12 protein-coding genes and 1 tRNA gene are annotated in these 12,853 nt (G+C 59.5%); 7 read left to right on the forward strand and 6 right to left on the reverse strand.

Annotated features, from left to right (window positions below):
• Positions 1–134: 134 nt before the first annotated feature.
• Positions 135–211 (forward strand) — tRNA-Met (locus GQF03_RS00005).
• A 231-nt stretch (positions 212–442) separates the two neighbouring features.
• Here the strand turns inward: GQF03_RS00005 and GQF03_RS00010 are convergent.
• A complete protein-coding gene (locus tag GQF03_RS00010) occupies positions 443–1,126 on the reverse strand; it encodes an FMN-dependent NADH-azoreductase (protein ID WP_161337141.1) in 684 nt (227 codons plus the stop codon).
• Positions 1,127–1,246: 120 nt separating this feature from the next.
• Between GQF03_RS00010 and GQF03_RS00015 the strand changes: the two genes are divergently transcribed.
• Positions 1,247–2,149: a LysR substrate-binding domain-containing protein gene (locus GQF03_RS00015; RefSeq protein WP_161337142.1), complete on the forward strand. Its 903-nt coding sequence runs from the start codon at positions 1,247–1,249 to the stop codon at positions 2,147–2,149.
• A 119-nt stretch (positions 2,150–2,268) separates the two neighbouring features.
• Here the strand turns inward: GQF03_RS00015 and GQF03_RS00020 are convergent, their stop codons facing one another.
• From GQF03_RS00020 to GQF03_RS00030, 3 genes are all read right to left on the reverse strand, one after another.
• Positions 2,269–2,892: a pyridoxamine 5'-phosphate oxidase family protein gene (locus GQF03_RS00020; protein ID WP_161337143.1), complete on the reverse strand. Its 624-nt coding sequence runs from the start codon at positions 2,890–2,892 to the stop codon at positions 2,269–2,271.
• Between the two features lie 13 nt (positions 2,893–2,905).
• Positions 2,906–3,367 (reverse strand): nuclear transport factor 2 family protein, encoded by a 462-nt coding sequence (locus GQF03_RS00025; protein ID WP_161337144.1) that lies wholly within the window; start codon positions 3,365–3,367, stop codon positions 2,906–2,908.
• Between the two features lie 65 nt (positions 3,368–3,432).
• Entirely contained in the window at positions 3,433–3,981 is a 549-nt protein-coding gene (locus tag GQF03_RS00030) for a carboxymuconolactone decarboxylase family protein (protein ID WP_161337145.1), read from the reverse strand.
• A gap of 142 nt (positions 3,982–4,123) precedes the next feature.
• On the opposite strand from GQF03_RS00030, the gene GQF03_RS00035 reads away from it, so the two are divergent.
• A complete protein-coding gene (locus GQF03_RS00035) occupies positions 4,124–5,017 on the forward strand; it encodes a LysR family transcriptional regulator (protein WP_161337146.1) in 894 nt (297 codons plus the stop codon).
• A 15-nt stretch (positions 5,018–5,032) separates the two neighbouring features.
• Here the strand turns inward: GQF03_RS00035 and GQF03_RS00040 are convergent, their stop codons facing one another.
• Both GQF03_RS00040 and GQF03_RS00045 read right to left on the reverse strand, forming a co-directional pair.
• Positions 5,033–5,746 carry a response regulator transcription factor gene (locus GQF03_RS00040; RefSeq protein WP_161337147.1) on the reverse strand — a complete coding sequence of 238 codons (714 nt, stop codon included), beginning with the start codon at positions 5,744–5,746 and terminating at the stop codon, positions 5,033–5,035.
• Positions 5,712–7,685 (reverse strand): PAS-domain containing protein, encoded by a 1,974-nt coding sequence (locus GQF03_RS00045; RefSeq protein ID WP_161337148.1) that lies wholly within the window; start codon positions 7,683–7,685, stop codon positions 5,712–5,714. The genes GQF03_RS00040 and GQF03_RS00045 overlap by 35 nt, the downstream gene beginning before the upstream one ends.
• A 387-nt stretch (positions 7,686–8,072) precedes the next feature.
• Between GQF03_RS00045 and GQF03_RS00050 the strand changes: the two genes are divergently transcribed.
• The 4 genes from GQF03_RS00050 to GQF03_RS00065 are packed head-to-tail and all read left to right on the forward strand — an operon-like array spanning position 8,073 to position 12,818.
• Positions 8,073–8,876 (forward strand): ABC transporter ATP-binding protein, encoded by an 804-nt coding sequence (locus GQF03_RS00050; RefSeq protein WP_338401297.1) that lies wholly within the window; start codon positions 8,073–8,075, stop codon positions 8,874–8,876.
• Positions 8,876–10,858, forward strand: coding sequence for an AMP-binding protein (locus GQF03_RS00055; protein WP_206376042.1), 1,983 nt, complete (start codon positions 8,876–8,878; stop codon positions 10,856–10,858). The genes GQF03_RS00050 and GQF03_RS00055 overlap by 1 nt, the downstream gene beginning before the upstream one ends.
• A complete protein-coding gene (locus tag GQF03_RS00060; RefSeq protein WP_161337149.1) occupies positions 10,855–11,751 on the forward strand; it encodes a branched-chain amino acid ABC transporter permease in 897 nt (298 codons plus the stop codon). Before GQF03_RS00055 ends, GQF03_RS00060 begins: the two co-directional genes overlap by 4 nt.
• 2 nt (positions 11,752–11,753) lie before the next feature.
• A complete protein-coding gene (locus tag GQF03_RS00065) occupies positions 11,754–12,818 on the forward strand; it encodes an ABC transporter permease subunit (RefSeq protein WP_161337150.1) in 1,065 nt (354 codons plus the stop codon).
• Positions 12,819–12,853: the final 35 nt, after the last annotated feature.

A 12,853-nucleotide genomic window follows, 5' to 3' on the forward strand; every position in this document is an offset into this window, starting at 1 on the left:
ACTCCCAGCGCCGATGGTACTTTGTCTTAAGGCACGGAAGAGTAGGTCGCCGCCAGGCCCGCAAAAAACAGAAGATCCTCTCACTCTATCAAACTCAAAAGCACCCAAACGGGTGCTTTTTACATCCATACCAACGCGGGGTGGAGCAGCCCGGTAGCTCGTCAGGCTCATAACCTGAAGGTCGCAGGTTCAAATCCTGCCCCCGCAACCAAAACGTCATAACCCGGCCTCGCGCCGGGTTTGTCGTTTTTGATGGGTGGGAGAAGGAATTGAAGCTTGGAAAAGGTTTGTGACGACAAAGCTTTGACAGGTTCGCGGCCGAAGGACGCTACGGAGCACGGCAACGCCGCGCGCACGCTAAATCCTGCCTCCGCAACCAGATCATTTGATACGCATATCACTATTTCAAGTAACGCCCCGGACCGACAATCCGGGGCGTTTTCTATCCATCGGAAAGCTCTCGGGAACGGGCCAGATTCAGGGCCAGCTCTTCAGCGGCTCTATGGGCGTTGGCAACGGACCTTATGTGGCGCTCGTCGTTAAATTCCTGATATTCCGCGTTGATCTCGTGGACTGTTTCAACGCCCAGATAATGGCTCAATGTCCGTATATGGGGCCCCAGGTGGTTCATTTTTTCGCGGATACCGCCAATTCCGAAACCGAATTCACCGCTGGACGTTATCAGGACCAGTATTTTGCCTGACATAATGGGTTCCAGCGGAAAGTCCCCGCGAGCCAGGTCAAAGGTGAATGTCTTGTTGAGGCGGATCACTTGATCAAACCAGGCCTTCAAGGCGGCGGGCATGCCGTAATTATACATGGATGACGACATGACAATGATGTCCGCCTGCTCGACCTCCCGGATCAACGTATCCGACAGGGAAAGCAGCGCCTTCTGGTCGTCGGTCTTGGCGGCATCCGACGTAAAGACAGCGGCAATCCAGTCCTGACTGATAAAGGCAGGCGGGTTCACGCCCACATCCCTATGGATGATTTTATCTTCTCTATCAATTGCACGCCATTTCCGTATGAATGTGGCGGCGACGGATTTGGATATGGAGTTGTATGCCGCAACTGAATTGGTTGTTTTTCGCGCACTCGCGTCGATATGAAGCAAAGTTTTCATCTGTTTTCCTTTCATGGGGCCGATTGATCGTTGACGGAAATATGGCAATGGAAAGGACGTTTGACGAATGGTTATTTCTTACTTATAGATGAAATAAGTTCATCTATTTAGAGGTGTTCAATGGACGCGAGGCTACCCTCCCTTAATGTTCTTAGAACGTTTGATGCGGCGGCAAGACTGAAAAGCTTCAAAAAGGCGGCTGAGGCGTTACATGTGACGCCGACGGCGGTCTCTCACCAAATCAAGGCACTGGAGGAGGGGCTCGGGACCCGCCTGTTTGAGCGCCAGACCCGTGCCGTCAAGCTGACAAGGGAGGGGGAATTACTTGCCGATACCACCTTCAACGTCTTTCGCCAGCTTAACGACACCGTCAACGAAATCGTCGGCGCCAAAGAGACGCTGACGATCAGTACAACATCGTCTTTCGCCTCCATGTGGCTGGTGCCGAACCTGGAAAAGTTTTACAGGGCACATCCGGGTATCGATATTTCCCTTCAAACCGGAGAGCAGAAGATTGATGTCCTGCGCGACCGCCGCATCGATCTTGCGATCAGTTATGGGCAGTACGATCCCGCGTTGCCTCACACTGCAAAACTCGTCACGGAAAAATTTGGCCTGTACGCGACGCCGGCATATCTTGAAAAATTCACCGGCCTGAAGGATGCGCAACTCCTGGAGACGGTGTGGGTGAACAAATCCTTGCCATCAATTACCTGGGACGCGCTGATCAATGAACAAGGGCGCGCGGAAGGTCAGCCGAGCTACACGGTGCGGCGGTTTGATCAGGAACATCATGTCATTCAAGCCGCTCTGGCGGGCCAGGGAATTGCCCTCGTAAGCTCGATACTGGTCGGAAACGCCGTGAAAGAACAATGGCTTGTTCCTTTTTCCGACACTGGCGTGAGGGGCGACATTGCCGGTTTGACATACTATCTTGTCGTGCCCCCGCATAATCAGCGTAACAAATCCGTTCTGGCCTTTACGGAATGGTTGTTGTCGGAATTCCAAAAGAGCCTTTCCTGATCGATATCCGGTTTTTTGCTTAGGCCCTGATCGGTCTGTTGTACGGTCGATTGCCGTAGCCAGTGGCGATCCGGAAACAGGCGGCGGGGGCGGCATCCCGCGCGCCATGTCTCTTGCTGTTAGCTTGAGGAACCCGCCGCCTCGGCCCGCAGCCGCGCGATTTCCGCCTCAAGCTCGGCAATATGGGCGTCGCGCTCGTCAAGGGCGCGGGCGACATCCTCAGCCTCGATGCGCTGCGGGATATGCTTCGGGCAATTGATATCCCAGGTCAGGATATCGAAGAGCAGAACCTGTTCGGGACGCGCGTCGTAGCCGGGCGGCATCAGCCGCTCGATCAGCTCCGGGTCATCCTCGACAATCCGCGCCTCGCCCCAGATCTTGACCCGCCGGCGATGGACATAGTCGATCAGGAACAGATGCGCCTTCGGATTCTCCGCAAGATTTCCCTGCGAGATATACTGGCGGTTTCCCGTGAAATCGACGAAGCCGAGGGTGGTCGGGGAGACGATTTTCAGAAAACCCGGCGGGCCGCCGCGATGCTGGATATAGGGGGCGCCGTCGCTCGAGACGGTGGCAAGGAACAGGCTCCGCTGCGTCGCGATAAAGCCGGCGAGTTCCTCGGTGATTTCGCGCCGCTCCACGCCCTTTTCCTCCATCCGCGCATAGCCGTCCCGGGATCCCTTGCGGGTCTGGACCGCCTTGACGGCGGGAGTGAAGGCGAATTTCCCAAGAAGTGAGGACATCTGTCAGCTCCTGTTACAGCCCAAGCTCGGTCAGTCCCGGATGGTCGGCGGGTCGGGGACCCTGAACCCAGCGAAACAACCGCTCATCCTCGCGAATGGCGAGGTCATTGATACTGGCGTAACGGTGCCGCATCAGGCCCTCGGCGTCAAATTCCCAGTTCTCGTTGCCGTAGGCGCGGAACCAGTTGCCTGCCGGGTCGCAATATTCATAGGCATAGCGGACCGCGATCCTGTTGCCATCGAAGGCGAAGAGCTCCTTGATCAGGCGGTAGTCTCTCTCCTGTTGCCATTTACGGGTCAGGAAGCGGACGATCTCCTCCCGGCCCTGGAGGAAGTTATCGCGGTTACGCCAGCGGCTGTCTTCGCTATAGGCGAGCGAGACCGCCTCCGGATTGCGGCTGTTCCAGCCGTTTTCGGCAAGGCGGACTTTTTCCATGGCGGTGTCGCGGGTAAAGGGGGGAAGCGGGGGACGCATGATAGATATCTCCTTTCGGCGGTCATCGACCCCGGTCCGACGGACCGGGGCCTCGCATGTCCTGGTCAGGCGGCGATTTTCGAGACGGTCGGAAAATCGATCGCGGTGTCGAGCACTGAATTCATGTAATTGGTCAGCGTATTGAGCGCGACATGGGCGATGATTTCGACGATCTCGGCGTCGCTATAGCCCGCGGCCTTGACCTTCTCGACCGCTTCGGCGGGGACGCCGCCACGGCTGAGGACAATCTCGACGGCGAAGCGCACAGCGGCGTCGGCCTTGGCATCGGAGGAGCCGCCCTTGCGGTTGGCGAGGATTTCCGCGCCCGTCAGCTTTGCGATATGCTCCGCCAGGTAGCTATGGGCGGCGAGGCAGTAGTCGCATCCGTTGATCTCAGCAACGGCGAGGGCGATCCGCTCCCGCGTGGGTGCGGAGAGGGCGCCTTTTGCGAGCGCGCCGTTGAGGCCGAGATATCCCTCCAGCGCCGCCGGGCTGTTGGAGACGATGCGGAACAGGTTGGGGGCGCTGCCCAGCTGTTTCTGGACGGCCTGGAGCAACTCCCGGGAGGCTTCCGGGGCGGCGTCGATGGAGGAGGGGGTCGGGATTCGGGACATTGGATCTTCCTTTCTCTGTTTATCGAAACGTTGGTTTTAAACCGCGCCAATCGCGCTCCCCACAAGATGATAACTTGCCAATAAAGAAACAATAATGTAAAAATAAAATAGAATATTTCAGAAAATAGAATAATAAAAAGCCATGGATCATATCCGCGCCCTGGAGACATTCATCGCCGTCGCCGATAGCGGCAGCTTTTCGGGGGCCGGGCGCAAGCTGGGGATCAGCGCGCCGTCGGTGACCCGCGTCATTGGCGAGCTTGAGGCCGATCTTGGCGTTTTGCTGCTTCACCGGACGACGCGGGCGGTCTCGCTCACCGATCCGGGGCAGACCTATCTGCAGGATGCCCGCCGGCTCGTGCAGGAATTTGCCGCCGCGCGCGATGCCATGCGCGGCCGCCATGGCGAACCGACGGGCTGTCTGCGCATCACCGCGCCGGTGCTGTTCGGGCAGCATTATGTCTCGCCGCTGTTGATGGAATTTCTCGACCGCTTTCCGGCGGCCAGCGTCGAGGCGACCTTCCTCGATCGCGTCGTCAATGTCGTCGAGGAGGGGTTTGATGTGGCGATCCGCATCGGCCCGCTCATGGATTCAAGCCTGATGGCGACCCGCATCGGCGCGGTGCGCCGGGTCGTCTGCGGCTGTCCCGATTATTTCGAGAAATATGGCCTGCCCGCGGTTCCGGCCGACCTGACGCGCCACCGGATTATCGCCGCCCGCTCGCTCGGCACCACCGGCGACTGGCGCTTTGCCGGGGATGTCGCGGTGCGGCTCCAGCCCAGATATATCGTCAATCACGTGCCGGCGGCCATTGCGGCGGCGAAATCGGGCTGGGGGCTGACGCGGGTTTTATCCTATCAGATCGGCCCGGAGCTCGGCGATGGCGGATTGCAGACGGTCCTTGGCGAGTATGAACCGGAATCCCTGCCGATCCATATCGTCCATCCGGAAGGGCATGCGGCCTCCGCGAAGGTGCGCGCCTTCGTCGACCTGGCGCGCGAGCGGATCCGCGCCAACGCCTATCTGAACAGCTAGCGCCCGGCCATCGCGTCAGGGACTGTCGTGGGTTACCTTCGGGGTGAAGACGTAACCGGCGCCATAGATGGTCCGGATCATGCTCGGGTTCTTCGAATCATCATTCAGTTTCTTGCGAAGCCGCGATATCCGCGTATCGATGGAACGATCGAAGACATCCGCCGCGACGATCTGGCAGCGGTCCAGCAGCGCATCGCGCGTCAGCACCTTGCCCGGCGATTCGACGAAGGCCTTCAGCAGGCTGGCGTCGGCGGCACTCATCGTTTCCTCGGCATTATCCGGGGAGGTCAGCACATAGGTCGAAAAATCCACCGTCCAGCCGGCGAAATGGAACACCGGGCTGTCGTCCGCCGCGCGCGCCGCCGAGGCCCGCCGGCGCAGCATCGAGCGGACCCGGGCCGCAAGCTCGAGGGCATCAACCGGCTTGACCAGATAGTCGTCGGCACCGAGATCGAGCCCGCGGATCTTGTCACTGAGCGTGCCGCGGCCGCTGACAATTATAGCGGGAATGGAATGGCCCTTGAGCGTCTGCTGGAGGACATTCAGCCCGTCGCCGTCGGGCAGGGTGAGATCGAGGATGCAGAGATCGGGCAGGCGCTCCGCCAGCAGGTCGGAAAATCCGGAGATCGTATGGGCGGCGGCAACATCGAATCCCTGATGCGTGAGTTCCCGTTCGAAGACAGCGGCCACATCCCTATTGTCTTCCAGTATGTAGATCAGCGTTTTCATTGACTCCGTTTCCCGATGTCCCCGTCGTCGATACGTCCCGTATTGCGTCTTGCAGGGCTTTTATATCGAACGGCTTTCTTAGTATCGTCAGGGTATGGCCCTGAACTGATTTGGTTGTATAGGTATCTGCATGCCCCGTCATCAACACAATTTTGACGCCGGGTTTGGCGCGGATCACCTCGCTCGCCAGATCATAGCCCGATTGCCCGCCCGGCATGGCGATATCGCTGAGGACGAAGGAGATACCTTCCACGGCATCCAGAAGCGAGAGGGCGGCCTCGACGCTGTCGGCCTCAAGGACACCATAGCCGAGGCTGATGAGATCGCGCCGGCAGACCGCGCGCACTTCCTCCTCGTCATCGACCAAGAGGGCGATCTCCGGCTGCGTCAGGCGCGAGGGGAGGGCGTCGTCGGCGGATTCTGAATCCTCCGCCGGGGCGACGGTCGGCAGCAATATGGTGATCTGCGTGCCCTCGCCGGGTTTCGAGGTGATATCGAGATCGCCCTTCGACTGCTCGACGAAGCTTTGCGCCATGCTGAGGCCGAGACCGGTGCCGCCGTTATCGCCCTTGGTGGTGAAGAAGGGATCGAAAATCTTTTTCACCAGCTCTTCATCCATCCCGACGCCGTTATCCAAGACGCGGATCTGCGCCATGCCGTCGATCTCGGCGAGGGAGATTTCGATGCGGCCATGCCCGGTGATCGCCTGCAGCGCATTGATCAGCAGGTTGAGAAGGGAGCTTTCAAGCTGACTGCGATCGAGATGCGCATATATCGGTCCCTCCGGCAGCTGGTCGATCAGCTCGACCCCGCCCGGCAGCGAGGATTTCATGATCTTGACGACGCTTTGCAGGCAGTCGGACAGTTCGATGACTTTCGGAGTCAGAGGCTGGCGGCGGGCGAAGGCGAGCAGCTGCTCGGTCAGGCCGGCGCCGCGCTGCGCCGCCCGGAGCGCGGGCTCGATCATGTCGGTTTTCAGATGCTCCGTCTCGATGGCGTCATAGAGCGCGCGGAGATTGCCGAGGATGATCGTCAGCAGATTGTTGAAATCATGGGCGATGCCGCTCGACAGCCGGCCGACGGCCTCCATTTTCTGGGCTTGGGCGAGGGCGGCCTCCGCCTGTTTCTGGCGCGTGACATTGACCGAGAGGACGTAGAAACCGCGCGCCGAACCGTCCTGGCGGAAATCGGGATGCAGATAGGTCTGGATATACCGCTCCTTGCCGTCGACCAGCGTGATCTCCATGCCGAAATCCGAATGCTTGCCGGCGATGGCGAGCTCGAACCGCGACCGCGCGACGCTGAAGGTCTTGTCGCCCAGCAGATCCTGCGCCGGGGTGCCGATCGTCTCATCGGGGGTCTTGCCGTAGCCGCGCGCGAAACGGATATTGGCAAAGCGGATGATAAAGTCGGAATCAAGATAGGCGATGCCCGCCGGCACCTCGTTGGCGATTAGGCGGAGCCGTTCCTCGCTATGCCGGAGTTCGCGGGTGCGTTCGGTGATCAGCATTTCCTGCTTGATCTCATGCTGCCGCTGGGCGGTGATGTCCGTATAGATCGTCGCGAAGCCGCCGATATCGAGCGGCTGGCCGCTGACCCGGATGAAGATGCCGTTCGGCCGCTGCCGCTCGACGACGTGGGATTCGAACTTTCTGGCGGTTTCCATGCGGATATTGACCATCTCGTCGATATCGCCGATGCCATATTCGCCGATCATCGCGTTGTAGCGGAATATCGATTCCAGCGTCGTTCCCTTGACCATATATTCGTAGGGCAGGCCAAGCAGGTCATGCACCCGCGAATTCGCATAGACGAGATTGAGGTCCTGGTCGAAGATGGTCATGGCCTGGTCGATATTGTCGAGCCCCGCCATGATCATGTTCAACTGATCGGTTACCGCTGATGCCGCCTCGCTCCTGAGCGGATTGATGTCACCCATGTCCTGCACCTGTCGATCTGCGCCTGGTCCGTTAAAATCAGGAAAAGATTATGAAACATTATGCGGGCGGGGAAAAGGTCCGATATTGCCCGCGCCGTGGCACCGCCTTTGCGGGCCGGTGATGAATTTGTCTGCGATGGTGGCCTGCGTTATGATAGAATGAGTAAATAAAAGCTGTCGTGGACGGCACCCCCGGGAGGGCCGCCACCGCATCGTTTCCATCCGTGAACGGCGCGGCGGCGTAAATTTTTTCACCTGACACATTTGCGTACATTCTGGAAATATTTGCGACAATGTGGCGGTGTATAAGGGGGTCAACTAAGCAGGAACCGCCCCGGAGTAGGGAGCCGTTGTAAAAACGGTAAAGGGGCGTTGGGGAGAAAAACTGTGTCGACCAATGATCCGATGCTGGACGTGCGGAACGTTTCGATCCGCTTCGGCGGCGTTTCCGCGCTGACGGATGTATCGTTCTATGTCAACCGCAACGAAATCTTTTCGCTGATCGGTCCGAACGGCGCGGGAAAGACGTCCATGCTGAACTGCATTTCCGGGCGTTACAAGCCGCAGCAGGGCGAGATCCTGTTCAAGGGCGAGCATCTGCTGCCGCGCAGCATCAACGACCGGGCGCATCTCGGCATCGGCCGGACCTTCCAGAACCTCGCGGTTTTCAGCCATATGTCGGTGATCGACAATATCATGGTCGGGCTGCATCACAAGCTGAAGAACAATTTCCTGACCGGGATGTTCTACTGGGTCGGCGGCGCCCAGAAGGAGGAGGCCGAGGCCCGCCTCAAGGTCGAGGACATCATCGATTTTCTGGAAATCCAGCATGTGCGCAACGAATCCGCGGGCTCGCTGTCCTACGGGCTGCGCAAGCGCGTCGAGCTGGCCCGCGCGATCGCCATCGGGCCGGAGCTGTTGCTGCTCGATGAGCCGATGGCGGGCATGAATCTCGAGGAGAAGGAGGATATGGCCCGCTATATCCTCGAGCTGAACGAGCAGTTCGGCATCACCGTGGTGATGATCGAGCATGACATGGCGGTGGTCGTGGATATTTCCGACCGGGTCGCGGTGCTTGATTTCGGAGAGAAGATCGCCGAGGGGCGCCCCGAAGAGGTCATGGCCGACGAGCGCGTCAAGACCGCCTATCTTGGCGTGGAAGAGTCAGCGGAAGCCAGGGAGGACGCCTGATGACGGGGCCTGTGAATATGTCCGGCCTGTCAAGGGCCATGGTAACGGGAGAGATTGCGAACTGGGGTCCGGCCGGGGGCAACCTGCCGGATGTGACGGTTTATGACACCCTGCCCAAGCTGCTGCGCAAGAACGCGCAGGATGCCCCGAACGAGGTGGCGCAGCGCGAGAAGGATTTCGGCATCTGGAACGAGGTGACCTGGCGCGATTTCAACGATCATGTCTCGAAAATGGCGGTGGCCATGCGCGAGATGGGCGTTGAGGCCGGCGGTGTCGTCGCGCTGATCGGCGACAACCGGCCCGAATGGGTCTGGGGTGAGGTCGCGGCCCATGCGACCGGCGCGATGAGCATGGGGATCTACCGCGAGGCGCTTGAGGACGAAATCCTCTATCTGCTGAACTATACCAAGCCGCTGCTCGTCATCGCCGAGGATGAAGAGCAGGTCGACAAGCTGCTGAACCTCGGGGATCGCATTCCCTATGTGCAGCGGATCGTCTATTCCGATCCGCGCGGCATGAGCAAATATGACGATGAGCGGCTGTGGAACCTGGAGCGGTTCGAGGAAGCGGGGGCGGCGGCCCTGAAATCGGAGCCTGAGCTCTATGACCGGATGGTCGATGCGACCAACGCCGAGGATGTCGCCATTCTCTGTACGACCTCGGGAACCACCTCCAATCCGAAGCTCGCGATGTGGCAGAGCCGGGCGTTTCTCGGCCATGCGGTGAATTACCTGAAGGCGGACCCGAAGGACAGTTCCGATGAATATCTGTCGATCCTGCCGCTGTCCTGGGTGATGGAGCAGATGTATGCGGTCGGCTGGAACATGATTGCCCGCATGACCGTCAATTTCCCCGAGGAGGAATCGACGGCGATGGCCGACATGCGCGAGATCGGCCCGAGTTTCGTTCTCCTGTCGCCGCGCGTCTGGGAAATCGTCGCGGCGGAGGTGCGGGCCCGCATGATGGAATCGACGCCCTGGAAACAGGCGATCTATTACTGGGCCGAGAAACGCGGCATGGAGGCCGTCAGCAAGGGCCAGAAAGACGGCCTGTCGGAATGGCTGCTGTTCCGGGCGCTGCGCGACCGCCTCGGTTTTTCGAACCTGAAATCGGCGGCGACCGGCGGCGCCGCGATGGGCCCCGAGATTTTCAAGTTTTTCCAGGCCATGGGCGTGCCGCTGAAACAGCTCTACGGACAGACCGAGGGGCTTGGCGCCTATACCATCCACAAGAACGGCGCGGTCGATTACAACACCGTCGGCTTTCCGTTCCCCAACTGCACGCTGCAGGTCAAGGACCCGGATGTCGAGGGGGTCGGCGAAATCCTCGTCAAGCATCCGCATATGATGCTCGGCTATTACAAGAACGAGGAGGCGACGCGGGAGGTGTTCGACGCGGAAGGCTACTTCCATACCGGCGATGCCGGCTATCTTGACGAGAACAAGCATCTGGTCGTCATCGACCGGATCAGTGACCTTGCGGAAACCTCCGAGGGCGTGCGCTTCTCGCCGCAGTTCATCGAGAACAAGATCAAGTTCTCCACCTTCATCGCCGAGGCGGTGATCGTCGGCAAGGACCGGCCCTATCTGACGGCGATCATCTGCATCCGCTATCCCATCGTCTCGAAATGGGCGGAACAGAAACGGATCGCCTTCACCACCTATACCGACCTTGCCGCCCGTCCGGAAGTCTACGAGATGATGCGCGCCGAGGTGGAGCGGGTGAACGCCGACCTGCTGCCGGCGCAGCGGATCAAGAAATTCGTCCTGCTCTATAAGGAGCTCGATGCGGACGATGGCGAACTGACGCGGACGAAAAAGGTCCGCCGGAAGGTGATCGCGGAGAAATATGCCGACATTATCGGCAATCTCTATTCCGATACCGATTATGTCGACATCGACACCGTGATCAGCTTCCAGGATGGAACCAAGCAGAGAATCAAGACGAAGCTCAAAGTCGAAAAACTGGGAGATGCCGCATGAATACCGAACTTCTGCTCCAGCTTCTTGTCAATGGCGTGATCGTCGGCATGCTCTATGGCGTTGTCGCCATGTGTTTCGTGCTGATCTACAAATCGACGCAGGTCGTGAACTTCGCGCAAGGCGAATTCCTCGTGCTCGGCGGCTGGGTCTGCCTCTCCCTCGTCGTGCAGATGGGGCTGCCCTTCATCCTCGCCTTTATCTTCACCCTCGTCTTCATGGCGATCTTCGGCATCCTCGTCCAGCAGATCATCCTGCGGCCGCTGATCGGCGAGCCGATCATCTCGGTGATCATGGTGACGATCGGCCTGTCGATCTTCATGCAGTCGCTGATGAACTGGATTTTCGGCAATGACGCCAAGCGCTTCCCGGATATTTTCGGCTCGCTTTCCGTCATCACCATCGGCGGGCTCAATGTCGAGACGGCCTATGTGATGAGCCTGGTGCTGTCGCTGCTGATCATGGCGGTCTTCTACTTCTTCTTCCGCTTCACCCGGCACGGGCTGGCCATGCGGGCGACGGCCTTCAACCAGCAGATCGCCCAGTCGCTCGGCATTTCCGTCAAGCAGACCTTCGCCATGGCCTGGGCGATTTCGGCCCTGGTTTCGGGGGTTGCGGGCGTGGTGATGGGCATCGTCAGCGCGGTGTCGAACTCGCTCGCCTTCGTCGGCATCAAGGTGTTCCCGGCGGTGATTGTCGGCGGACTGGATTCGATCGTCGGCGCGGTGGTCGGCGGGTTGATCATCGGCGTGCTTGAAAATCTCGCGGAATTTGCCGACGGCGAATATCTGCATATCGGCAACCTCTATACGATCGCGCCTTTCTACGTCCTGATCGTCATCCTCATGATCAAGCCTTACGGCCTGTTCGGCACCAAAGACATCGAAAGGATCTAACCGTGGGTCACGTTCCAAATCCACGCCCCGCAGGCGATTTCCGCACCAGCTACATCGACGATGCGTCCCTGTTCAAGACACGGTTCGAGGGCCGGGCGGCGGTTGCGATCGTCGTCGCCCTCGCGGTCGCGGCCCCGTTTTTGAGCAACTATATGCTGTCGCAGATGATCCTGATCGGCATCTACAGCATCGCCGCGCTCGGCCTGAATATCCTGGTCGGCATCACCGGACAGATTTCGCTCGGCCACGGCGCCTTCTTCGGCTTCGGCGCCTTCGCCAGCGCCTGGATCGTCAACAGCTTCGGCATTCCGGCGATCATCGCCATTCCGCTCGCCGGCGTGCTGACCACCGCCATCGGCATGATCTTCGGCGTCCCGGCGGCGCGCATCAAGGGGCTGTATCTGGCCATCGCCACGCTGGCCTCGCAATTCATCCTCGAGGATTTCTTCGCCCGGGCCGACTGGTTTTCCGGCGGCGTCTATGGGTCGCTGGCGGCGCGGCCGTCGATCTTCGGCTTCGCCCTCGACACGGACCTGAGATATTTCTTCCTGGTCCTGTTCTGGACGGTGGTGTCGGTCGTTGCCGTCACCAACCTGCTGCGCAGCCGCGACGGGCGCGCGCTCGTCGCCGTGCGCGATCATTATCTCTCCGCCGAGATCATGGGCGTCAATCTCACGAAATACAGGATCCTGTCGTTCGGGATTTCGTCCTTCTTCGCCGGTCTCGCGGGCGCGCTGTTCGGCCATTATCTGGAATTCGTCTCCGTCGAGGGATTCACCATCCTGCTGTCGATCCAGTTCCTGGCGATGATCATCATCGGCGGCCTGGGTTCGGTCTACGGCACCATTCTCGGCGTGATTTTCGTTCTGCTGCTGCCGCAGGTCATGGAAATGGCGGCGACTTCGGCGGCGGATCTGGTCCCGGCGCTTGCCTCGGGCAAGGCCTATATCAAGGAAATGTCGGTCGGCGCGGCGATCATCCTGTTCCTGATCTTCGAGCCGGAAGGTCTCATCCATCGTTGGCGGGTTATTCGGGCGAGCTGGAAGCTCTTCCCGTTCGCACGGTAAAAAAATGTTGAAGCAACTTTAAGTCTAACAAGGAG

Origin of the sequence: Sneathiella chungangensis (assembly GCF_009882935.1) — a bacterium.
GTDB classification, from domain to species: domain Bacteria; phylum Pseudomonadota; class Alphaproteobacteria; order Sneathiellales; family Sneathiellaceae; genus Sneathiella; species Sneathiella chungangensis.

Bases quoted from the DNA above. Each gene is read 5' to 3' on its own strand.
- GQF03_RS00055 (WP_206376042.1), top strand. From the start codon at position 8,876: ATGACGGGGCCTGTGAATATGTCCGGCCTGTCAAGGGCCATGGTAACG.
- GQF03_RS00040 (WP_161337147.1), bottom strand. From the start codon at position 5,746: ATGAAAACGCTGATCTACATACTGGAAGACAATAGGGATGTGGCCGCT.
- GQF03_RS00020 (WP_161337143.1), bottom strand. From the start codon at position 2,892: ATGTCCTCACTTCTTGGGAAATTCGCCTTCACTCCCGCCGTCAAGGCG.
- GQF03_RS00060 (WP_161337149.1), top strand. From the start codon at position 10,855: ATGAATACCGAACTTCTGCTCCAGCTTCTTGTCAATGGCGTGATCGTC.
- GQF03_RS00010 (WP_161337141.1), bottom strand. From the start codon at position 1,126: ATGAAAACTTTGCTTCATATCGACGCGAGTGCGCGAAAAACAACCAAT.
- GQF03_RS00025 (WP_161337144.1), bottom strand. From the start codon at position 3,367: ATGCGTCCCCCGCTTCCCCCCTTTACCCGCGACACCGCCATGGAAAAA.
- GQF03_RS00035 (WP_161337146.1), top strand. From the start codon at position 4,124: ATGGATCATATCCGCGCCCTGGAGACATTCATCGCCGTCGCCGATAGC.
- GQF03_RS00045 (WP_161337148.1), bottom strand. From the start codon at position 7,685: ATGGGTGACATCAATCCGCTCAGGAGCGAGGCGGCATCAGCGGTAACC.
- GQF03_RS00030 (WP_161337145.1), bottom strand. From the start codon at position 3,981: ATGTCCCGAATCCCGACCCCCTCCTCCATCGACGCCGCCCCGGAAGCC.
- GQF03_RS00015 (WP_161337142.1), top strand. From the start codon at position 1,247: ATGGACGCGAGGCTACCCTCCCTTAATGTTCTTAGAACGTTTGATGCG.